Origin of the sequence: Mucilaginibacter sp., from assembly GCF_039935595.1 — a bacterium.
GTDB lineage: Bacteria > Bacteroidota > Bacteroidia > Sphingobacteriales > Sphingobacteriaceae > Mucilaginibacter.
This window is the reverse complement of sequence record NZ_JBDTJZ010000153.1, coordinates 1-24,275: the sequence shown is the minus strand read 5'-3', so window position 1 is coordinate 24,275 and position 24,275 is coordinate 1. Positions and strand designations below refer to the sequence as shown.

The window sequence follows — 24,275 nt, the reverse complement described above, 5'->3', positions numbered from 1 at the left end:
GCATGTGATGGAATATCCTAACCATCAGGGTATGGCGGCAACTGTTAAAGCGTTAAATAACTTATATAAAACTGAGCCTGCGTTATACCAAAAGCAGTTTGATTCATCAGGTTTTGAGTGGATAGACGGCGGCAATGCCGATGATTCTATAGTAGTGTATGCACGCAAAGGTTATGATGCTGCTGATGATGTGGTGGTAGTATTAAACATGACCCCCGTTACACGCCATGATTACCGTGTAGGCGTAACTGCAGGCGGCGGCTGGAAAGAAATATTTAACTCGGACGCCAAGGAGTTTTGGGGTAGTGGCGTTACCAACTACGGTAACTTAAATGCCGAATACATTGGCTGGCACGGTAGGGATAATTCTATCAAGATAACTATACCGCCATTAGGAGCAGCGGTGTTTAAACGTATATAGTAAGCTAAAAGCAGAAAGCGTAAAGTCCAAGAGCTTTTACCTTTCTGCTTTCACCTTTTAGCTTAATTGGCCCAAACCTTATTCTCTTCTCGGATCCTTACGGTAAGCATTGCAACATTGAGCATGCTAAATATTATTGCCGTGTAGTATAAATTAAATACAAGCGGGATGATAGCAATTTCGCATACCACCTCGCCGTAATTAGGGTGTTTGAATATTTTGTATGGCCCTTTTTTTACAGGGTACACGCCCGGTACACGATATATTTTGGTGTTCCAGAATTTGCCTAAGGATGATAGCGCCCAAAATTTGAACGACAGTACCAGGAGGAACAAGATTAAGAACACCATGCTAAATTCATTATGGCCGCCCCAAATGTATTCAACTATGATAGCTATTATAAATAACGTGTGCATAGCCACCATAAATGGGTAATGGCTTTGCCCGTATTGTACAGCACCCTTACTAAGCAGCCATTTTTCATTCCGGCTGGATATGTAGAGCTCTGATAAGCGTTGCAGTATCAGAAAGGAAATGAAGAGGGTAAAGTACATAGGTTATTTGTTCAATTTCAACAACACCATCTCGCTTGAAAAACCCGGGCCCATGGCCATCATCAAGCCGTAACCGTTTTCAAAACCTTCGGTCATAAAGCGCTCCAGTACGTATAAAACCGTAGCGCTTGACATATTGCCGTAAGCATTCATCACCGTGCGGGTATTGTGCAAAAAGTCGCCCTCGACACCTAAGGCATCCGTATAAGCATCCAATACCTTTTTACCGCCGGGGTGGAAAATGAAATTTTTAATATCGCTTAGTTGTAAATGATGTTTAGTCAAAAATTCGTCAATATCTTCCCTTACATGTTCATTTATAAATGTGGGGATATCTTTTGAAAACAATACTTTAAACCCAGTATCCTTAAAATTCCAGCCCATAACTTCAAGCGAATCATAATATAATTTACTGCTTGACGCGATATAGGTTACAGGCTGATCTTTACCATGATTATCCCCTTTAACTATGCAAGCCGCTATCCCGTCAGAAAATAAGCTTGAGCCTATAAAATTGCTTTTGCTGTAGTCGCTTTTTATCAGTGTTAATGAGCATAATTCAACCGCCACTAATAAAACAATAGCATCCGGGTTTGCCTTTGCTGCTGTATTTGCTTTAGCCATGCCTGATACGCCGCCGCCACAACCTAAACCCCACACTGGGGTGCGGTTTATATTAGGGTTTAACCGCATTTTATTAATGATCAGGGCATCCATGCTGGGTGTAGCCAGCCCGGTAGTTGAAACGAAGAATATATCAGTAATGTCCTCTTTTTCAATACCGGCTTTTGCAATACATTCTTCGGCGGCTTGTACCGAATAAGTTAAAGCTATATCCAGGTAAGCATCATTCCGCTCCTCAAAAGTATTAGGCTCGGCATAGTAGGATAGGGGCTTGCAAAAATTGCGTGTAATGATCTCTGTATTATCAAAAGCGAATATCAACCTGTCGGTTTGCGGAAAATTGGCCGAGAATAAATCGTGCGCCTGCTGTTTTACGGCCTGCTGATCTGTTTTAAAAGGCAGATCTACCTTTGATGTTGCTGCTATAAATGGCATATATAGTACTTACGTTATTTTTTGGTTGTTAGTTGCTAAGGAACGATAATACTATAAGGTGGAAAAGGTATAATTGTTTAAAAGTGTAAGGTAATAAATTAATATTCTAATTATTATGTTCTGCAATCATAGATGGCCCAAAAAGAAAAAAGACAGCCCCTAAAGACTGCCTTTTTAAACAACCACTCTCCAAATTATCTTTTTGCCGCTGCGGTAACTCTATAGCTTTCTGGTGGACCCAGGTAGCTTGGTTTAACACCGCCACGGTCAAGCACTATTTTTTCCAGTACTACAGAAGGGTCAACCATCCAGTATTTAATGATATGTTTACCCGATTTGCTGATGTAGTGATCTGAACTTAAAACCTTGATCAGGTTGGCCGAGTTGCCCTCCATTACCGCGTTGGCTCTTTGCGGGTTAGTGATCAGCGGGTCGATATTCACCTTTACCGGTGCTTCATTATCAATTGATATGGCATACCACAAACCTTTTTCGTGCGTAAAGTCTATGGACGGCGCCGTATAAACCAATAGTTTTACTTTACCGGTATCGGCCACGTTCACTTCATATTCCAGGTGCGGACTGTGGCCGCCCGGGTTGTCAATTCGGGGATGAGTTATAGGTGTACCTTCAATGCCTGATAAGGTGCGGCCGTAATCAGGAAGAATATTCCATTTTACGTTGCTGCCATTTACCAATTTGCTATAATGTATAGCTTCCATTGAGGCATAACCATTACTTTCTACAAAGCCTGCTGTTGGCATAGGTTTGCTATTGTTTACTACAGCCTGTACAACAACAGTGCTGCCATTTGGGCCTGTTATAGTAATAGGTACCTGTTTAATACCTTTTGGCGCGGTGGTCCAGTCTACATTAACCCAAACGCGTTGTTGTTTATCAATAGTGCCGCTGGCAGGAGTTACTTGTACCCATGGTTCACTTGATTTGGCCGTATAAGTAAATGATTGCTGGCCGCGGTTAAATACTTCAAAGTAGTGGCCAACTTTTGGATATTTGGTCAGTTCGGGTAATATCGCTTCTTTAGTAGCCTTTGGCCAGTAATCAGCAGATCCTTCAATAGAAACGCCCATTTCTGAACCCATGGCAGGAGTTACCTTTACAAATGCAGGGAGTTTGTTGCCTCCCCTTATATCCCAACTGGTATAGCCAATATGTGGCTGGTCCATCATGTGGCTCCATTTGCCATTGGCTAACGTATCATTAAAATATTTGCCTATACGTGCATCTTCTGCAAATAGTTTATCAGCTTTTGCGGCTTCGTCATCAGCAGCTGTACGGCCCTGATTACCATATAATTTTTGTTTGGCCGATGCCAGATACATCTCATTAAATACCGCGCTGGCCATAACCGGGTGCAATACTAACTGGTAAAATGCATCATGATAAGCTGCTGGTATTTTTTTGCTTAAAGCTATGGTTTGGACTTTAAGTTTGTTGTAATCTCTAACTACTGTTTCAAACTCCTGGTAATCGGTTAAGCTGTAAGGTGTGCTGGTACGTATGGTAGTAGGGTCAACCATTTCGGGTTTGCGCCTGCCATTGTATTTGCCATATTGCGCTATTATCTGCGCAATTTCTGTGGCGTGTTCCGGGCCAAACTGTTTAGCAGCCCAATTCCTGGTATATTCCTGTAAGCTGTTTGCCGGATGTTTTGCAGGGTTCCATGCATAATCTAAAAAGAAGCTGATCGGGAACTCGTAAGGCTTCAAGTCGCCCACATTAACTATCCATTCTTTGCGCACACCATATTCATAAGCCAGGTGCATTTGTTCCCATATATGTGGCAGCGGGTTGGTATTTACCCATTGGTAGTTACGCGGGCCGCCATGATAGTCAAAGTGGTAATATATACCCGCGCCGCCCTTGCCGAGTTTGCCTAATTCAGGCAGTCTGCGCACGTTACCCCAGTTATCGTCACAATATAAAAGTGTAACATCATCAGGCGCGCGCATACCTGCGTCATAATAATCCTGTACTTCTTTATACAATGCCCAAACCTGTGGTGTTTTGCTGGCATCCTGGTGTTTTACATCAGCTATGATTTCGCGCTGTGTTTTGATGATGTTTTCTAACAAGGTAATATTTGCCGCTGCACCACCTGTTGCCATAGGCGAATCGCCATCCCCGCGCATACCTACAGTGGTCAACGCCTCCTTGTCACCTTCTCTTTCTACACTTTTTCGCCAAAAATCTTTCAAAAGGTCGGGATGTGTAGCAAAATTCCATGCTGCTGATTGTTCTTGCCTGCTCAAGTTAGGGTTAAAACGTCCCCATTCCTGCTGGGCGCGGTATAAAGGCTCGTGGTGTGATGTACCCATCACTATCCCCATTTTATCGGCTAATACTGAGTTGTCAGGGTCATCGTCATTAAAGGCATTGCTCCACATGGCCGGCCATAAAAAATTGGCTTTTAATCTAAGCAGCAATTCAAACATATGTTCATATAAATAATGGTTAACGCCCTTGTCCATTATTTTACCATTTAGTAATGATGGGTTTTTATTTAAACCATCAAATTTGGCCTTAGCCCACCCGGTAAAACCCGGCGACTCGTCATTAATAAATATACCACGATAATGTACTGCAGGCTCACCATCAGTATGGTGGGTGGTAAATACATATAAGTTGCTTTTATGTATTATTGGCACATCGGCCCAGTAGTACCAGGGCGATACCCCAATTTCTGACGAAAGATCATAAATACCATAAATGGTTCCTCGTTTATCACTACCGGCTATTACAAAAGCCGTTTCCACACCGGGTATTGGGTTTTTAACCACTTGCGAAATATACATTTCGTTTTTACCAGCTAAACCGGTAAGGTTTATCTTTTTATTTTTTACCAGGTTATCAATTAGCGGGCTTTTACCTAAAGTGCCAACAATTACAACCTGTTTGCCTTTTACATTTCCTGTTGACAGTAGAGGCTCGGCATTGGTAACTGCTTTGATGTCTGTTTGCAAGTTTTTTGCAGCCATCATTACACCCTCATAATCAGCATCGCTTATAAATATGGGGGCTGATTTGCCCGCAGCCGACAAAGTGAGCGCGCCGGGCACCTTTTTTGTATAAACATAAGGCACATCACCTGCATACGCACTGTTAACCGCCAGCATTAAAGCCATAATTAACAATGAAACACCAGCGAAAACCGGTTTGGTGGGTGGCTTAGCATTGATAAAGCCGAGCCTATTTATACTTATTTTCATGATTTTATATTTAATTGGTCTTTAGTATCTCTTTAAAAAATAACATGCCATCGTATACTTTGGTTGATTCTCTATCAAACGATAAAGGGTATCTAAGTTAGGTTGTGTTATATAATAATGAAAGTAAATAAATTGGTTATTACCAGCATTCAGGTATTGCCAAAATCTTTAAGACAATCTTCGATGCAGATTAATTATTGTAATCGATTGCAAATATATATTAAATAGACGCGCGCTTGCAATAAAGGGGCTTGTTAACAATTATTTTACAATTGTATTTTTGACGGTTTTTTTTTAGTAAAAAAGCAACTAAATCAGATATTTTTTGAAAAAAATGTTTTTAGTTTATTTTAATTAAAGTGAACTAATATTTATCTCTTTTTTAATAAATCCGCAATTTCTTTATTAAAAACTTAATTAATACTGATTTATTTGTAATCGATTGCTGTAATCGATTGCTATGTTTTGGTAATCGATTACAGCAATCGATTGCAAATTTGATTTTTCTTTATACTTTTATCCATTATAACCCAATTATATAGCATTCTATAACAATTTAGTTTTTAAAAAAATAGCGCATTATAATCTGTCAGTCAGGCAATCATTGTAAGTGCAGAATTATAAACCGAACTCAGTTAATGTTACATGTCCTTTTTTTAACAATTAAAACCACATTATTAAGTATGGGAAAAACAGATGTTTAAATCGTAAAAGCGCAAGGTGGGCTACTTGCCAAATTTTTGCAGCTCAAAAACCGGTGTTTATGAAGCATTAAGTAAGTACCGCTAAATACATTTAAATAACACTTTAAATAAATTTTTTAAACATGCAAAAACTAATATCAATCAATTAATTAAATTATGGAAAAACTTAGACTTATCAAATGCTGGAAGACTATGCTTTTACTACTAAGTATGAGTATGATTTCAGGAACTATTTTTGCCCAGAACATTACCCTGCGGGGGCATGTTACTGATCAAAAAGGTGAAGCTTTAATTGGTGCCACAGTTAGGGTAGCCGGAACTACCGATGGCGGTACTACTACCGACATTAGTGGTAATTTCGTATTGCGCACAGGTGCCAACACCACATCGCTAAACGTATCATACGTTGGTTATCTTTCCCTCAACGTGCCTGTTAAAGCCGGTACAACTAATTTAGGTAATATAGTATTAGCTAACGACGCTAATAGCCTGAATGAAGTAGTTGTAGTAGGTTACGGTACTTTAAAACGCCAGGACGTAACCGGTACTGTTGTCACTGTAGATGCCAAATCATTACAGGAAGTTCCGGCTACCAACGTGTTTAACCAATTACAAGGTAAAGTTGCCGGTTTAGATGTAACTTACAACACTAACGGTACGCCTTCTATTACCATTCGCGGTAACCGTACTATTAGTAACCCCGGTGCTGACGGCCCGCTGATTGTATTAGATGGCTCGCCTTATGGACAGGACATCAGCACCATTAACCCTAACGACATTAAAAGCGTTGACGTTTTAAAAGGTGCTTCTGCTACCGCAATTTACGGTTCACGCGGTTCTGGCGGTGTGCTTTTAATTACCACAAATCGTGGCCGTATTGGCCAAACGGTAACTGCGTACGATGCTTACTATGGTATTAATACGCTGGAAGGTGCACAACATATGTTGAACGGCACACAATATAACCAGTTAAAATATGATGGTATTGAAGGCGGCTATCTGCAAGCTGGTGCCCAATCACCTCAAGCGGCCTATCCTTTAACTACTATAGAACAACAAGCTTTGGCAGCAGGTATCAGTACTAATTATGTAAAACTGCTGGATCATAACGCCTATACATTAGACCAAAACCTAAGGGTATCAAGCGGTACGGAAAAAACGCAATTTAGCGTGGGTATGGGTTACCGTATTAATACCGATCTGGAGAGTTCAGCTTTGAACACCAAACGTGTTAGGTTAAATGCAAGTATCGATCATAAGATCAATAACTATGTTAAATTTGGTATCAATATCGACGAGAATTTAACCATGACCAACGGTGGTTATGGCGGCCAATTTGGTACCGCACAATGGTTAAGCCCGCTTTCTTATCCTTATAATCCTGATGGTAGCGTTAATCCTTTACCAATAGCCGGCACATTAGACGGCAGCACACGTAGCCCGTTATTTGCACGTACCATGCCGGATGTATTTTATAATTACAACCGTGGTGTGGTAAGCAATAATATTTTGTATGCTCAAATCGATCCGATAAAACACCTGTCTTATCGCTATTCGGTGAACTACCAGATGGGACAATCAGTAGCTAATCAGTACAATGGTATAAATGGCGTGGATTTATTAATTCTTTCTAAAACATCTGCAAGCACTAACAATAGCTCTTCATATCGCCTTTATCAGCAACATATGCTTACCTATGATAACACCTTTGCACAAAAACATCATCTTAACTTTGTTGCGGTGTTTGAAACCACTAAGAACCATTCAGACAATACCAGCGTTAGCGCTACCAATATCCCAGAAGATGTCAACAAAAACTCTAACCTGGGCCTGGGTGTGTGGAATAACACTGGCGGTGGATTTAATGAATCTGGCTTGATCTCTTACGTTGGTCGTTTAAATTATGTCTTCAATAATAGATATGACCTTACCGGTACAATGCGTTATGATGGTAACTCTCCCTTAGCCGCCGGACACCAATGGACATCTTATCCGTCTATTGGTTTGGGCTGGTTAATCAGTGATGAGTCCTTTATGCAAAAGTATAGCAATATTGTTAACCACCTGAAACTTCGTGCAGGTTTTGGTCAAACCTCTTCAACCGCTACCGCTGGTTCATACAATACTTTAGGCCAGCTTAACTCATCTAAATTCCAATATGGTGGTGGTTCTGCCGGTGATGCATCAGGCGTAAGTGTAACCAGGCTGGTAAACAATAATTTAACATGGCAACGCACGGCTGAATATAACTTAGCTTTAGACTTTGCTTTGTTTAAAAGCCGTTTATCAGGTACTATAGAGGTGTATCAGCAAAAAACTACCGGTATTATCCTTAATAATAACTTACCCGCAACTTTAGGCGCCACTAGCCAACCAACTAACCTGGGTGCTTCTTCAGACAGAGGTTTGGAAATTACCTTAAGCAGCATTAATGTACAAAACAAAAGCGGATTTTCATGGAATACCGATTTTAACATCGGTTTCAACCGTGAACGCATCGATGCTTTGCCAAACGGTGGATTGGTAAATATCGGCAACGGTCAATTTGTAGGCCAGCCATTAAGTATAATTTACGATATTCGTAAAATTGGCATCTGGCAATTATCTGATGCGACACAAACTAATTCAACCGTTATTAACCCTCAAACCAATCAGCCATACCTAATTTCAGGTCCGGTTAAGGGTCAAACTTCGCCGCTGCAATACCCTGGCCAGGTTAGGGTACAGGATGTTAATGGCGACGGAAAGATCGACGCAAATGATAACCAGTTCATTGGTCACTTTAATCCTAACTATACTTTTGGGTTAACCAACCGTTTTACTTATAAAAACTTTGAACTGAGTATTGTTATCCAGGCAAGAATGGGCTTTACAACAGCAGTACCTTATGTTGCATCGTCAAACTCTGGCACCAGCGGATGGCAGTATCTTAACTTAGGCCGTCACAATCAGCCGTATATCCCTTACTGGACACCGGCTACTCCAAACAACCAATTCCCGGAGCCTAACGACTTGCAACAATCACCATTCCAGTCAAGCATACAATACTTTGACGGCTCATTTATCCGTGCAAAAAGTATTAATTTAGGCTATAATATACCAAGCAACCTTTTAAAACATATAGGCATTTCATCATTAAGGGTTTATGCTAACGTAACCAATCCGTTCTTTATTTACGCGCCAGTTAGAAATCATGGTTTCTACGTACCGGATGCCGAATCAGTTAGCGGTGTAGGCGGACAGATCGTAGGTCCAAGTACAAGCGGAAATATAGCAGGTGCAGGTACAGCTTATGGCCTGGTTGCGGGTGAACAAACACGCGATTTTATTTTCGGTATTAACGCAAGGTTTTAACGATATAATATATATATAGATATGAAAATTTTAAACAAAACAAGTATCGCCATTGTAACGGCGGTGGTACTAACTTCAACCTTTAGCTGTAAGAAGCTTTTGGTTGAAAAACCGCAAGCACAGCTATACCCTGATTACTTTAGTACAGCCGGTGGTATACAGGCCGGTGTTACCGGTGTATATAATGACTTGAGGACTTTCTATTCAGGCGAACCAGTTTTCTGGTACGAAGGTACTGACGAACACCTTATCGGTTCTCAACAATCTTCGGGCCAACCGGTAGCGTTGGATAGCTATAACGGTTTGAATTCATCAAACAGCATTGGCTTTGGTAGCTTTAGCAACGGTACCGCCACATTGTGGTCTGATATTAACACTTTGAATGGTGTAATTCAATATGCCACTGCAAGCACATCTCTTGATGCTCCTACAAAAGGCGCATTGATTGGACAGGCTAAGTTTTTACGAGGCTTTATTTATTTCTTTTTAGTGCAAACTTACGGCGGTGTTACTGCAACTCAACCAAGCGGTATCCCATTGCACACCACTTTCCTTACTGAGGCTAGTACATCAGATGCACCCGCCAAATTGACGGATATCTATAGCCAGATCATACAGGATTTTACAGACGCGGCTGCAGGATTGCCTAATACTATTGTTGCAGGTAACCCATTTGCCAGTGGTGCAAGTGGTAAAACAGCTACTGCTGCCGTTGCCCAGGCTTACTTGGCTAAAGCTTATCTAACCCGCGGTTACACTGAAGCTGGAACACCTGCTGATTTTACCCAGGCGGCTACCATTACGCAAAATTTAATTACCAACAAGTCCACTTATGGCCTAGACCTTTGGCAGGATTATAATGATGCCATGAAAGAAGCCAACGACTATGGCAAAGAAAACATGTTTGGCATTGATTATGGAATAGGAGCGGCTGACGTAGCTTATAACGGTTATAGCCAAGGGCCCAGTGGTGGTTATGGTTTAAATGCATTACTGGTACTTCAGCGCTGGAATTACATTAGTAATGCCGGTATTGACAATGTGGCGGGTGTTGACCAGGTGCCGCAAAAAATAGGAGGTCCTTCACCGATGCAGCGCGACGTATATAACGGACGCCCTTATGGACGTTTGGTGCCAAACCCGGCCTACATACAAAAGGTGTTTAACGATCCGAACCAAATCCGTGATACCCGCTTTGACGCTACTTTCCAAACTTTCTGGATAAATAACAATAATGTAAGGGCAGGAAAGACCAGTACAGGTGGTTCAAAACCGAAATTAACATCAACCTCCAACTTCTCACAATCAGTTTATAATATTCCACTTGATGGCGATACGGCTATTTTAATGCCTAATGCTGCTCAAAGCGCGGCCACAACTATGGCACGCCGGGATGCGTTTGGCGGTTTAATTGTAACCCAGTCACAATGGAGTAATGCAATAGCCCCAACTGTTAAAAAGTTTGACGAATTGCTGCGTACTAATATGAATGACTTCTCTGGTCGTCCTATCATCCTGATGCGTTTTTCAGAAGTTTACCTGATGAATGCAGAAGCTAATTATATGGCCAATAACCCCGCTGCCGCTGTAACATCACTAAACGTATTGCGTACCCGGGCCGCATACCGTACACCTGCCGATGGTAACCAGATTCCTGCGGGTCAGTTTAGGGTAACAACTGCCAACCAGGCAGCTATGAACGCTGCAAACGCTGCTGCCAATCAGTTAACTCCAGCTGAAATTGCGTTACTTAGTGTACCTAATAACACTACTTCGATTACCCCGGATATCTGCGGTATGGATGTAATATTAGACGAGTACACCAGGGAGAATTATGGTGAGCCCCGTCGTTGGTATGATTTGGTTAGAACACAACAATTAGTTCGCCGTGTAAAATTGTATAATTCTCATGCAGCGAACAATATACAACCTTACCATATGCGCAGGGCTATTCCGCAGTCATTGATAGATGCCGTGTTAACAGGTCCTAAATATCCTCAAAACAATGGCTATTAATACCAATTAAGTTTAATTTGAATATGTGAAAAACGCCCCGATTTATCGGGGTGTTTTTTTTGCCCTAAATTTTGGTACAATAAAAAAGGCCCGTGTTAAGGGGCCTGTATAATTTATATTAAAATATTGGTTATTAAAATAAAGTCTTTTTAATTCCCATTTCTAACCCACGCAATTCTGCAAGCCCTTTCATACGGCCGGTAACAGAATAGCCCGGATAGGTATTGTAATTATAATCATCTAATATTTTATGACCATGATCAGGGCGAATAGGTATGGCAATATCATCGCGTCCGGCGTCCAGCCTTTTCTTTTGCTCCAATATTACAGCTTTCATAACTGCATACATATCAGTAGTGCCTTCTAAATGGTTATCTTCATAAAAGCTTCCGTCAGCCTCGCGTCTTACATTGCGTAAGTGTAAAAAGTGTACGTGCTGGCCTAAACGGTTCATAATACCCGGCAGGTCGTTATCGCCACGGGCACCTAAAGAGCCGGTGCAATAGGTAAGGCCATTGCTGGGTGATGGCGCTGAATCAACAATAAATTTCAGATCTTCCTCGGTTGATACCACTCGCGGCAACCCTAAAATTGCAAATGGCGGATCGTCAGGGTGTATACACATTTTAACGCCCAATTTCTCGGCGTCGGGTATAATGGCCTGTAAAAAGTATGCCAGATTAGCTTTTAATGCTTTGGCATCAATGTTTTCGTATTTTTTAAGATGCTCTTTAAATTCGGGTATGGTAAATACCTCATCAGTACCGGGCAAGCCTGCCATAATGGTATTTATCAGCAATTCTTTTTCTTCGCTGCTAAGGCTATCTAAATAGGCTTTAGCGGCTTTTTGCTGGGCTGGAGTAAACTCATTAAAAGCTTCCGGTCGTTCTAAAATATACAGATCAAAAGCGTGCAGGGCAGGGGCATGGTATCTTAATGCCGAAGCATTGTTTGGCAAACGGAAATCCAGGTTGGTACGCGTCCAATCCAACACCGGCATAAAATTGTAGCAAACGGTTTTAATATCTGCGGCAGCTAAATTTTTTAAGGTTTGTATGTAATTGGCAATGGCCTCATCACGACCAGGACCGTCAGTTTTAATACTTTCGTGTATATTAACACTTTCTACAACCGACCATGTAAGCCCGGCTGCTTCTATAATATCCTTGCGTTTTTTTATCTCTTCGGGGCTCCAAACTGCGCCCGACGGAATATGATGCAAGGCGTTTACAATACCGGTTGCCCCAGTTTGCCTGATTGCCGACAAGGTAACCGCGTCTGACGGGCCGAACCAGCGAAATGTTTGTTCTAAATTACTGATCATTATAATGTTTGGTATATGTGTTATTTGATTTTAACAAGCATGCAATTTACTATAAATGCTGCTAACTGGATTGAAAATCATGCAAAGGTATAAACAAAAAACGAAACACTGTAATCGATTGCAATAATATTAGCGAAAGAGCTTAGAGCAAAAAAAGCGCCCCGGTTTACCGGGACGCTTTTATAATAGCAATAGTAAAAATTAATAGAATACAGTGTACAATGCCGCTAAAATACCTATAATGATAAGCGCACCAACAGCAAATCCGTTAGTGGTTTTAAACATAGAGGTGTCAACTTCAAGGCCTTTCATTTTCTTGCCGCGGGCTGCATCTATTAAACTGATGATGACCATTGAGATCATACAAATTACAAACGTAATACCCATACGGTCTAAGAAAGGTATTTCCCATAAACCACTCTCCGTATTTTTAAAAGAGAAACCTATGCTTGACAATGACTCCAAATTGGAAAACTTTGGCAGGAACTTAAAGAACACCGAGAAGACAAAACCGCCCACGGTTGCAAAAAGAGCCGCATTTGATGAAGCTTTTTTCCAGAAGAAACCAAGGAGGAACATGGCCAATATACCTGGCGATACAAAGCCTGTATATTCCTGTATAAATTGGAAACCGCCTTTTTTATCGATACCTAAAAACGGTGAAATTACCACACCCAGTATCATGGCTACCACAACAGTTATCTTGCCAACATTTACCAGATTTTTCTCGGTAGCTGCTGGGTTAATTTTCTTCTTGTAAATATCAAGCGTAAAAATAGTTGCAATACTATTTGCTTTACCTGCTAACGAAGCTACAACGGCAGCTGTTAAAGCGGCAAATGCTAAACCTTTAATACCGTTAGGCAATAGGTTCAATAATACAGGATAGGCGTTATCGTGATTTTCAGCAATATTTGCTGCACTGGCATGATCAAATACTTGCTCTTTAAACAACACGTAAGCAGCTATACCCGGCAATACTACTATAACAGGCATTAAAAGTTTTAAGAAAGCCGCGAACAAAATACCACCACGGGCAGTTTTAAGGTCGGCACCTAAAGCGCGTTGGGTAATGTATTGGTTACAGCCCCAATAGTTTAAATTAACTATCCACATACCGCCTAATAATACGGTTAAGCCCGGTAAATCGCCATAGCTTGGATTACTCCTTGGCAATATCATCTTGAAGTGGTCATGGTATTTGTTATACATGATTGATAAACCACTGGCTATGCCCTGTTGCCCGAAATGTTCGGCTACCAGGTTAACGGCAATATAGGTGGTCACCAATCCGCCTAATATCAAAAAAAACACCTGTATAACATCTGTAAAACCAATTACCTTCATACCGCCAAGCGTTATGATAACGGCAAATACAGCCAATAAACCCAGACATAAACTGAAGTTAATACCTGATATACCATGAACGGCAATTGCGCCTAAATATAGTATTGAAGTTAAATTTACAATTACATACAGCAATAACCAAAATATAGCCATAATCATAGCTACCGTGCTGTTATACCGTTGATGCAGAAACTGCGGCATGGTAAATATCTTATTTTTAAGATATACCGGTATAAAAAATACGGCAACTATAACAAGTGTTATGGCAGCCATCCACTCATAAGTAGATATGGCCAGACCCATGGTAAAACCATTACCACTCATAGCCACCATTTGCTCTGCAGATATGTTTGATGCAATAAGCGATGCGCCAATGGCCCACCAGGTAAGTGATCCCTCGGCTAAAAAGTAATCCTTTGATGAGGATACACCGACAATTTTTTTACGGCGATATACCCATAGGCCGTATGACGCAACAATTACAAAGTATATTAAAAATATAATGTAATCGCCGATAGATAATTCTTTCATATATTTAGGTTTATTAGTTGGTTAAGCAATTATAAACTATATATAGCGGTTTATCAAGTTTTCTAAATATTCTTGTTTTCCACTAATAGTTTTTGGTTCTCCGCTCTCAATAGCATAAGCCCTAAGATCTTCTAAAGACAATTTGCCTTCTTCAAATTCTTTTCCTTTACCGCTGTCAAAAGACGCATAACGCTCGGTACGTATCTTTTTGTATTCTGATTTTTGCAAAATATTATCGGCAGTTATTAAAGCCCTTGCAAAAATATCCATACCACCAACATGCGCGTAAAATAAATCAGCAGGATCTGTTGAGTTACGGCGTATTTTAGCATCAAAGTTAACACCACCACCTTTTAAACCACCTGCCTGCAGAATGATCAACATAGCTTCGGTAATTTCATTGATGTCATTAGGGAACTGGTCAGTATCCCATCCGTTTTGGTAATCGCCGCGGTTAGCATCAATTGAGCCTAACATACCACAATCAGCAGCAGTTTGTAGCTCGTGCGTAAAGGTATGGCCGGCTAATGTAGCGTGGTTAACCTCTAAGTTTAATTTAAAGTCATTTAACAGATCATGTTTTTGCAGGAAGCCGTAAACGGTAGCCGCATCATAATCATACTGGTGTTTGGTTGGCTCGCAAGGTTTTGGCTCGATAAAGAAATTACCTTTAAAGCCTTGTGCACGTGCATAATCTTTAGCTGCGTGTAAAAACTTAGCAAAGTGCTCCTGTTCGCGTTTCATATCCGTATTTAACAGGGTCATGTAACCTTCGCGGCCACCCCAGAATACGTAGTTTTCGCCACCTAAAGCAATGGTAGCATCTAAAGCTGCTTTAACTTGTGCAGCACCGTGTGCCAATACATGAAAATCAGGATTTGTTGAAGCACCGTTCATGTAGCGTACATGAGAAAATAAATTTGCAGTACCCCAAAGTAGTTTTACACCGCTTGCTGCTTGTTTTTGCTTAGCATATTCAACCAACGCCTGTAAGCGCCTGTCGTTTTCTTTAATGTCGTTAGTGTAGTCAACTACGTCAACATCATGAAAACAATAGTATGGTAAGTTTAATTTGGTTAAAAACTCAAACGCAGCATCCATTTTATCTTTAGCACGCTCAACCGCATCACTTTTTTTATCCCATGGAAAAATGTGGGTGGGGCCACCAAACGGATCAGCACCGCTACCTACAAACGAATGCCAGTAAGCACCGGCAAACTTAAAATGTTCCTTCATGGTTTTACCCGCCACTACTTTACTCTCATCATACCAGCGAAAAGCTAACGGATTATCTGACCCCTGACCTTCATATTTGATCTGGCCAATCCCCTTAAAAAATTCTGTTTCGCCTGTTACTATACTTGCCATAATAGTTGTTTTATTGAATTTATTTATTTTTTATTTATTGATATTAGTTTTTAGTTTGTTGCTAATAGCTGCCGCTCCAAAAGGCATTTCCATTCCTGATAAATAGGCTCTACATCATCGCCATTAGGCTCAATTAATTGTATGGCGTGCATGTTTTTAAACGCGTCAGACGGGGAAGCATATATTTTTGAGCCAATACCCGCACCCAAAGCAGCGCCGACGCTGCCATCATTTTGATATAACTCAACAGGTATGCCGGTCATGTTTACAAATGATTGTGCAAACAGGTCGCTTAAAAACAAATTAGCCCTGCCCGCACGTATTACGGTAGGATTCATCTTGTTTTCGCGCATTATATCCAGTCCGTAACGGAACGCGCAGGCAATACCTTCCTGCACGGCACGGTATATGTGCGAACGGCTATGCAAGTTCAAATCAATATTTTGCATGTGTACACCAACCAGCTTATTGTTAAGCATGCGTTCGGCGCCGTTGCCAAAAGGCAAAATGCGCAGGCCATCGCTACCAAGCGGTACTTGTTTGGCCTCGTCGTTCATTTGTACATAACTTTCGCCGGCACCAAACAGGTTTTTTGTCCAGCGGTAAAGGCTGCCTGTACCATTTATACATAGCAGCACACCCATGCTTTTTTGCTGCTCGGTATAATTAACGTGGGCAAATGTATTTACACGCGATTGCGGATCGTAGGTCAGCTGGTCGCTAACGCCATATATTACGCCCGATGTTCCTGCGGTAGCAGCAACTTCGCCCGCGTTTAATACATTTAACGAAAGTGCGTTGTTAGGCTGGTCGCCGGCTTTGTAGGATACCGGAATACCCGGCGATAACCCCAGTTTGTTAGCCATCGATGCCAGTAAATGGCCATGATCTGCAAATACCGGCCTAATTTCAGGGAACATAGCTTTATTAAAGCCGTAATAGTTTAAAATGTCTTTTGATATCTCGTTGTTTACAAAATCAAAAAACACCCCTTCTGATAAGGAAGATATCGAGGTGGTAATATCGCCGGTTAGCTTCATGCCGATATAATCGCCCGGAAGCATTACCTTATATATTTGTTCGTAAATTTTTGGTTCGTTTGCTTTTACCCATGCCAGTTTTGATGCGGTAAAATTGCCCGGCGAGTTTAGCAAGTGCGATAAACATTTTTGGTGGCCTATGGCATCAAAAGCTTTAGCGCCAATTTCAACGGCGCGGCTATCGCACCAAATAATGCTGTCGCGCAGTAGTTTTTGGTTTTTGTCAACCAAAACAAGGCCATGCATTTGGTAGGCAATACCTATGGCGGCAATGTCGCCGGGGTTATAAGTACCTTTGCTATGGCATAAAACTATGGCTTGTTGTATATGTTCCCACCACATTTCGGGCGATTGCTCGGCCCAACCCAACTGTAATGAGGTAATGGGTGATTCTGTATCCGGATATTGCGCTAAGGCAAGGGTTTTCTGGGTATTTGCATCAACAATGGCCACTTTTATAGATGAAGTACCTATGTCAATACCTAATAATAACATGCTATTTGGTTAATAAGTTGCATAAATTGGTTAGTAATCAGTCGGCAATTTTAAAGCAACGAATTTAATTTTTTTTTTACAAAAGCAATCGATTGTCGAAATTTATTTTTTTGCATCTTTATGCCGTTAATGAAAACCAAAAAGCGCACAACCATTTATGACATTGCCGAGAAGCTAAATATTACGGCTTCGTCGGTGTCGCGCGCGCTAAACAACCGCAATTATGTTAATGAGGCTACCAAACAGCTTATACTAAAAACGGCTGCCGAGTTAAACTATAAACGTAACATACTGGCCTCGAACCTGCGCATGGGTAAAACCAAAACCATAGGGGTAGTAGTGCCGCGCATAAACCAGAACTTTTTTTCGAATGTAATTGTGGGTTTGGAGGATGCCACTTATCAGCAGGGCTATAATTTGATCATTTGCCAGTCTAACGAATCGCATGAAAAAGAGATACAGTGTATAAATACGCTGATCAATCAACATGTGGATTGTATTGTAATATCTGTATCCGTTGATAGTAATGATTACAGCCATCTGCAAAATGTGATAGACCATGGCATACAATTGATACAGTTTGACCGTATTATTGACGAACTGGAAACCCTAAAAGTTATTAATGATAACGAACAAGCTTCTATGGAAGCGGTATCGCACTTAATAGAGCAGGGATATAAACGCATTGCCTTGTTGGAAGGTCCGCAAGGTTTAGCAATTTTTAGCCAGCGAAAGGCAGGGTATTTAAAGGCGCTTAAAAAGTACCATATTGCTCAGGAAAGCGAACTGATCATTGAAAATGCCTGGACCAAAGAGCTGGGTGCCCAGGCAACACGCAAACTGCTTAGCCTGCCCAACCCGCCCGATGCCATATTTGCTTCGACATCTGATTTTTCTGCACTTGGTGTATTGGAGGTTGCTAACGCGATGAATATTAAGGTGCCAACGCAACTGGGGATATGTGGCTATGCCAATGAGCCTTTTACCGAACTAACCACACCATCAATTACAACTATCGACCAGTTTAGCGTGTACATGGGTAAAACCATTGCCAATCTGTATTTTCAGGAAAACGAGAATAAAGAGGTTGTGATAACTCCCAAAACCATCAGTATAATGCCTAAACTGATTGTTAGGTCATCAACTATAAAAAAAGGATAGTTTTTCCTCGAAATAACGCGTGGTGTTACTTTGCCAATTCGTAATCTCCGGTCAAATCTGTTGTCGCGGTTGCTATCAAAGTTTGAGGCGAGCTTCTCATTACGGTCATACTTCCGGTTGATTCATTCATAATTATAACACCTCCTCCCGGGGTAGTAGTTATAACAGTACCTTTTTCGTTTGCCCCCAAGCCATATATGCGTATAGTGTAATTTAATTTATTTGATGTTGTTTTTATGTATTTTAAAGGTATGGCTAATTCATAAGTAAGTGCTTTGCTGTTATCAAACTGTGCTTTTGCCTTAATACCGTATTCATTGTATACAGATATGTTTTCATCAGCCAGTCCTTCAAAACCGCTTATGTCAAACTCTTTTACTTTTTCTAACGCTAAATTCATCACTGATATTAAAGAGTCTGTACCAAAAGCGCTTTGACTATTCAACACGCTTAAAAGAATGTTTTTATCACTTTTAGCAAATATGGGCAATGATATTGATGTGTTTTTTTTATTACCCGCCCCATTATTGATAACGAAACTGAAAGTATTATTTAATATTTTTTTCATAATAACCTTATCCGTGGCTTTTATAATTAAGTACAAATTTTTATCATCATTTGCTATAGTGTAATAAATATTGGTGCTTTTATTATAGGCCTGTAGCTGATCGTTCCACTCGCTTGCTTTGCCATCTATTTTAACATTGGCGGGCACACGCAGGCTTGTTGTTTGTAGGTTAGGTAGTTTTTGCGCATTAGATGCAACTGTAATTAGTAAGCTTGTTAACAATAGTAATAATTTAGCTTGATATTTAGTTTGAACAGTCATAATAGATTTAGGTTATATGTAAATCTACGATTTTTTCGTAATTATACAAATAACATAAAAAAAGGATAAGCATTTGCTTATCCTTTTTACTTACCGCCATTAAAAAAATTAATTCAACTCCAGCGTAACAGCCGATTTTGACGGCATATTAACCACCAGTCTGCTGCCATCTTTATGAGCATCAACAAATGCTTTTAGCTGTAAGGTATTTGGTTTTGCAAAAGTGTTGATATCAGTAACATTGGCTGATGTAAGTATCTGGCCGTTTACAGTGTTCCATTTAATATCTTTCATATCAATAGTAATGGCTATGTTTTTATGCGAATCCAGGTTAACCAATGATACGTGTATCTTGCCTTTGGCATCCTGCGACGCAGAAGCATTAACTGCCGGTATTTTATCGCCATTCATGGCAAAATCAGGCGAGTTTAATTTGATAGGCAAATATTTGGCATCCTGGTGCACTTTATACATATCAAAAATATGATAGGTAGGGGTAAGCAACATTTTTTCTTTATCAGTTAGTATTAATGATTGCAATACGTTTACAGTTTGTGCCAGGTTGGCCATTTTAACGCGGTCGCAATGGTTATTAAATATGTTTAGGGTTGTGGCGGCTACCAGCGCATCGCGCAGGCTGTTTTGCTGGTATAAGAAACCCGGATTGGTGCCCGGCTCAACATCTGTCCAAACGCCCCATTCATCAACCACCAGGCCCACTTTTTTAGCTGGGTCATATTTGTCCATAATTGCCGAATGTTTGGTTATCAGCTCGTCCATATGCAGGCAACTTTTTACGGTGTTAAAGTAATCCTGGTCGGTAAAGTTGGTTGCAGAACCTTTTTTACTCCAATTGCCGGTAGGCAGAGTGTAGTAGTGTAAAGATATACCCCATATCATTTTGGCGGGTATGTTTTTCATGATAACGTCCGTCCAGTTATAATCGTCGACGTTTGGTCCGCAGGCAATTTTTCTAAGCGGCGCGTTATGGTAGTCTTTAGCAAACGACGCGTATTTGCGAAACTCATTAGCATAATATTCGGGCGTCATGTTACCACCACAGCCATAAGGCTCATTGCCTACACCCCAAAAGCTAACCTTGTAAGGATCAGGGTGGCCATATTTTTTACGCAGGGCGGTTACCGGGCTTTCGCCGTCAAAATTCAGGTACTCTACCCATTTCGACATTTCGTCAACCGTGCCGCTGCCTACGTTGGCCGTAATATAAGGCTCGGTGCCTAATAGTTTACAAAGTTCCAAAAATTCGTTGGTGCCAAAGCTGTTATCTTCTACCACGCCGCCCCAGTTGGTATTAACCATAAGCGGGCGCTGCAAACTCGGACCTATGCCATCGCGCCAGTGGTATTCGTCGGCAAAGCAGCCGCCGGGCCAGCGCAGGTTGGGTATCTTTATTTTTTTAAGTGCCTCAACAATATCCAAACGTATGCGGCCCTGTTTTTTAACGGTCAGGTTTTTATCAACCCAAAAGCCACCGTAAATGCCGTGGCCCAAATGCTCGGCAAACTGGCCGTAAATATGTTTGCTAATGGTTTGTTTACTATCATTGCTGATAGCCAAACTCGCGGTGCTTTGCCCATACCCGAATAAGGTTGATGCGGCAAACAACAATAAAAGGTACTTTTTCAATACAGTAATATTTAAATGAATGTAAAATAGGCGGTTTATAATATGGCCTAAGTTATAAATGATTTTATAGAATGCAAACAGCGAGATAATGGTAAATTATTTAGTAAGGGTATACTCACCCCAAAAATCAGTTGCTAAAGAATAGGAAGGGCTGTATGACTGTATATTACTTATATCAAAGCTTGTAATGTTCCCTTTATTATCATATGAGATTTTAACACCAGGTATATCTTGTGCAGATAATTGATCCAATTTTATATTATAATAAAATCTGGCAGGAGTATTTACGTCAAGTCCTAATAACTTTAAATCAACAGCTAATTCATAGGTATAAACCATTTTATTGTTAAAAGCGCTTGCGGCCTTTATTCCATCAGCATTATAAACCGAAATAAGGGAATCTATATCTTTCAAGCCGGCAACTTTAATCAGTTTTGATTTTTCCTCAAGTCGTTTATTATTAATGTTCATAAATGAGTCTGCCTCGGTTATTGATCTGGCGTTCCCTTTTATAATTTCATGCTTTTCTTTAAAGTTGATAAAGGGCCTGTCGTTACGCTTCATAACAGGATAGCCTATAGCTATGCTTTTTATGTCGTCTTTTTTACCTGTTGCATTTATAGTTACTATAGTTTGGCCCCAAAGCATTTTTTTAATAATGTACTCGTCTGTTGCCTGTATTACCAGGTATAATTTGTCTTTATCGTTAGCCAATGAATAATATACATCAGTAGCCTTATTATACGCTTGAAATTTTTTCCATTCGGTAGCTTTCCCGTCAACCTTTATATCGGCAGGCGCGCGCAGACTTGTTGTTTGAACATTTGGCAGCTTTTGCGCATTAGCCGAGATAGCCAGTATAACAAATAGAAAGAATAGGACTAAATGTGATGGTTTCATAATTGGTAAGGTAAATATATAAACTAATTGCGTAGTCTTTTATTGTGCTGCTATTGACAGGGTAACTATTTATCAGTTACTTTAAACTACTTATAACTTATACTATATGACATACGAATCAAAAAAAGACTGGGTGCTACCCGCTGCGATGGGCGTATTGCTAATAATAACAATTTTGCCTGTTAGTGACGGAAAGTGGGGCGTGGTCCTGCTAATAGCACCTGTACTTGCCTGGTTTTTATGGATGTGGTTTGACACTTACTATATTATAAAAGACGGCGAGTTGTTTTACAAAAGCTCTTTTATGAAAGGCTCGGTACCAATAAGCACCATGCACCAAATTATAAGGCACAACAAGGGTTTGCACTCTTGCTCATTAAAGCCCGCATTATCAATAAAAGGGCTGATTATAAAATATAACCGCTGGGATGATATGTTTGTATCACCCGAAAACGCTGAGCAATTTATTGCCGAATTGCAGGCTATAAATCCTGCTATTACCGTTGTGGGCTAAATTTTTAATTATTTGTACGTCCCTTTCATTACATCCTTCTATTTTTGCGGCAAATACTATAAAATGGCAAACAATTTAAAGCTACAGGTTTATCATGGTGTGGAAGCAACAGTAAACGCCTATATGTTTTCGGACGATAAAAGCATCATCTTGGTCGACAGTCTTCGCAACAGCGGGGAGGCCACGCAGTTGGCTGACATGATCAAACAAGAAGGCAAGCCACTAACCCATTTGCTGATTACCCACGGGCACCCCGACCACTATACCGGCATGAACGTGATCAGGAACCAGTTTCCGGATGTACAGATCGTGGTTACTACAGAAGCTATTAAGAATGATATTGCGGGTTTCTCGGCCTGGATGGAAAGCGTGGGATGGCTGGAAAAGGAACCCGCCCTGAAACCCAAAACAGCAACCAACCCTAATGGGTTTGATTATGAAGCCAACATTAAAGTTTTAAATGCCAATACCCTTGTCTTGCAGCAAGGTGCCATATTAGAATTAAACAGCGATTACGCCGCTACCGAATGTGAGCATTTAACCACTATTTACAGTAAGGACCTTAATGCCTTTTTTGCTAACGATTTTATTTATAACGGGGTACACCCGTGGCTGGCTATTGACAGACAGAATATTACTAACTGGAAAAACCAACTGCTGGCATTTAACAACACCTACAAGCATAGCGATATTACGGTATATCCCGGCCACGGTAAACCTGCTGATGCTTCGGTATTTGAGGCCATGCTGAAATACATTAACGATTTTGAGCAAACCGTTGCCCTGGCTACCAGCAGGGAAAGGGCCATGCAAAAAATGCAGGAACTATACCCCAACCATACCCAGGCCGACTTTTTATTGATGTACTCGGTAAACGCGTTTGTGGCGGAGTAAATTAAAAAGCGTATCCCAACGAAAAGGTCATTACCCTGTTTTTGGTCATGGGGGTAGGGTTGGTGCCCTGGTTTGCTATAATATTGGTAAATCCATTGCTGAAACCATAACTCAGCAACAGGCCATTTTTTATGGCAACGCCTATTAACATACCTACGCCCAGATCAATGCGCTTAAAAGTGCCGCTGCCACCAACTTCACGTTTGATTTCGGTAAAAACGGGGGCTCCATTGTTAACTGAAGTATTTCTTTGGCCAACTGCTGTGAAAAGGTAGCCCATATAAGGCCCGCCTCCAACGAATATTTTGGTGTTTTTTATCTTAATGTTATAAAGAATATTTATAGGTAGCTCCAAATACTGGTAAGTTTGTTTGCCATCTTCATGCAAAGGCTGAACACCGCTGGGTGGGGGACCGGGTATTTGCGTGTCAGTAGTAACCTTATACCCTTTTATTATATAAAGCAATGCGGGTTGTATAGACCATTTATTAGTCAACGCATAATCCTTAAAAATACCCACATGAAAACCCGGCCTAAATATACCCACGGTACCGTCAGGAAGCGGCCCGCCATCTATAAAGGCTTCATTAAAACCACCTTTTATACCAAAGCGAACCGATTGCGCTAAAAGCAATTTTCCGGTAAATAATAAAGCAATAATTAAAATTAGTTTTCTCATAAATCACTATTAATCAGTGCTTTTAAATTGTAAAACGTTAGGATTTATTAAGATACGAAATAAATTTATAAACCAAACTTTTAACAACATCTTTTTTGAGCCGGAACTTCAAGTTATATATAAAAAAACGGCCCCTTCATTTTAAATGAACGAGCCGTTTTTAAGTAGCTGTATTGTGCTATACATATTGAAAAGGCGTGCCGCTGGC

Annotated in this window: 17 protein-coding genes; 6 read left to right on the top strand and 11 right to left on the bottom strand. The window is 40.7% G+C overall.

Annotation, left to right across the window (positions count from 1 at the left end; translation table 11 throughout):
• A partial coding sequence (locus ABI367_RS10320; protein WP_462229490.1) for an alpha amylase C-terminal domain-containing protein occupies positions 1–421 on the top strand: 421 nt, incomplete at its 5' end.
• Positions 422–483: 62 nt separating this feature from the next.
• On the opposite strand, the gene ABI367_RS10315 is transcribed toward ABI367_RS10320, so the two are convergent.
• The 3 genes from ABI367_RS10315 to ABI367_RS10305 all read right to left on the bottom strand — a co-directional run bounded on the left by ABI367_RS10315 (position 484) and on the right by ABI367_RS10305 (position 5,264).
• Complete coding sequence (locus ABI367_RS10315; RefSeq protein WP_462229488.1) at positions 484–975, bottom strand: isoprenylcysteine carboxyl methyltransferase family protein; 492 nt, start codon at positions 973–975, stop codon at positions 484–486.
• A 3-nt stretch (positions 976–978) separates the two neighbouring features.
• Positions 979–2,034 carry a type III polyketide synthase gene (locus tag ABI367_RS10310; RefSeq protein ID WP_462229486.1) on the bottom strand — a complete coding sequence of 352 codons (1,056 nt, stop codon included), beginning with the start codon at positions 2,032–2,034 and terminating at the stop codon, positions 979–981.
• 194 nt (positions 2,035–2,228) lie between these two features.
• The gene (locus tag ABI367_RS10305; RefSeq protein ID WP_462229484.1) at positions 2,229–5,264 is read right to left on the bottom strand and encodes a glycosyl hydrolase 115 family protein; all 3,036 of its coding nucleotides are present in this window, start codon (positions 5,262–5,264) and stop codon (positions 2,229–2,231) included.
• A 914-nt stretch (positions 5,265–6,178) separates the two neighbouring features.
• Here ABI367_RS10305 and ABI367_RS10300 point away from each other — a divergent pair.
• On the top strand, positions 6,179–9,322 hold the full coding sequence (locus ABI367_RS10300) for a SusC/RagA family TonB-linked outer membrane protein (RefSeq protein ID WP_462258079.1): 3,144 nt from the start codon (positions 6,179–6,181) through the stop codon (positions 9,320–9,322).
• A 21-nt stretch (positions 9,323–9,343) separates the two neighbouring features.
• Positions 9,344–11,338, top strand: coding sequence for a RagB/SusD family nutrient uptake outer membrane protein (locus tag ABI367_RS10295; protein ID WP_462229480.1), 1,995 nt, complete (start codon positions 9,344–9,346; stop codon positions 11,336–11,338).
• A 133-nt stretch (positions 11,339–11,471) separates the two neighbouring features.
• Here ABI367_RS10295 and uxuA read toward each other — a convergent pair whose 3' ends face one another.
• From uxuA to ABI367_RS10275, 4 genes are all read right to left on the bottom strand, one after another.
• Complete coding sequence (gene uxuA, locus ABI367_RS10290) at positions 11,472–12,662, bottom strand: mannonate dehydratase (RefSeq protein ID WP_462229479.1); 1,191 nt, start codon at positions 12,660–12,662, stop codon at positions 11,472–11,474.
• A gap of 201 nt (positions 12,663–12,863) precedes the next feature.
• Positions 12,864–14,540, bottom strand: coding sequence for a sodium/sugar symporter (locus ABI367_RS10285; protein ID WP_462229477.1), 1,677 nt, complete (start codon positions 14,538–14,540; stop codon positions 12,864–12,866).
• 36 nt (positions 14,541–14,576) lie between these two features.
• Positions 14,577–15,908, bottom strand: coding sequence for a xylose isomerase (gene xylA, locus ABI367_RS10280; protein WP_462229475.1), 1,332 nt, complete (start codon positions 15,906–15,908; stop codon positions 14,577–14,579).
• Positions 15,909–15,958: 50 nt separating this feature from the next.
• Positions 15,959–17,443, bottom strand: coding sequence for a xylulokinase (locus ABI367_RS10275; RefSeq protein WP_462229473.1), 1,485 nt, complete (start codon positions 17,441–17,443; stop codon positions 15,959–15,961).
• Positions 17,444–17,572: 129 nt separating this feature from the next.
• Here ABI367_RS10275 and ABI367_RS10270 point away from each other — a divergent pair, with 129 nt between their 5' ends.
• Complete coding sequence (locus tag ABI367_RS10270) at positions 17,573–18,604, top strand: LacI family DNA-binding transcriptional regulator (protein ID WP_462229471.1); 1,032 nt, start codon at positions 17,573–17,575, stop codon at positions 18,602–18,604.
• 25 nt (positions 18,605–18,629) lie between these two features.
• On the opposite strand, the gene ABI367_RS10265 is transcribed toward ABI367_RS10270, so the two are convergent.
• From ABI367_RS10265 to ABI367_RS10255, 3 genes are all read right to left on the bottom strand, one after another.
• A complete protein-coding gene (locus ABI367_RS10265; RefSeq protein ID WP_462229469.1) occupies positions 18,630–19,433 on the bottom strand; it encodes a hypothetical protein in 804 nt (267 codons plus the stop codon).
• A gap of 108 nt (positions 19,434–19,541) precedes the next feature.
• Positions 19,542–21,080: an alpha-N-arabinofuranosidase gene (locus tag ABI367_RS10260; protein ID WP_462229467.1), complete on the bottom strand. Its 1,539-nt coding sequence runs from the start codon at positions 21,078–21,080 to the stop codon at positions 19,542–19,544.
• A gap of 96 nt (positions 21,081–21,176) precedes the next feature.
• A complete protein-coding gene (locus tag ABI367_RS10255) occupies positions 21,177–21,980 on the bottom strand; it encodes a hypothetical protein (protein WP_462229465.1) in 804 nt (267 codons plus the stop codon).
• Between the two features lie 106 nt (positions 21,981–22,086).
• Here ABI367_RS10255 and ABI367_RS10250 point away from each other — a divergent pair, with 106 nt between their 5' ends.
• Positions 22,087–22,494 carry a PH domain-containing protein gene (locus ABI367_RS10250; protein WP_462229463.1) on the top strand — a complete coding sequence of 136 codons (408 nt, stop codon included), beginning with the start codon at positions 22,087–22,089 and terminating at the stop codon, positions 22,492–22,494.
• A 63-nt stretch (positions 22,495–22,557) separates the two neighbouring features.
• Positions 22,558–23,388, top strand: coding sequence for an MBL fold metallo-hydrolase (locus ABI367_RS10245; protein ID WP_462229461.1), 831 nt, complete (start codon positions 22,558–22,560; stop codon positions 23,386–23,388).
• 1 nt (position 23,389) lies between these two features.
• On the opposite strand, the gene ABI367_RS10240 is transcribed toward ABI367_RS10245, so the two are convergent.
• The gene (locus tag ABI367_RS10240) at positions 23,390–24,067 is read right to left on the bottom strand and encodes a porin family protein (protein ID WP_462229459.1); all 678 of its coding nucleotides are present in this window, start codon (positions 24,065–24,067) and stop codon (positions 23,390–23,392) included.
• Positions 24,068–24,275 lie beyond the last annotated feature (208 nt).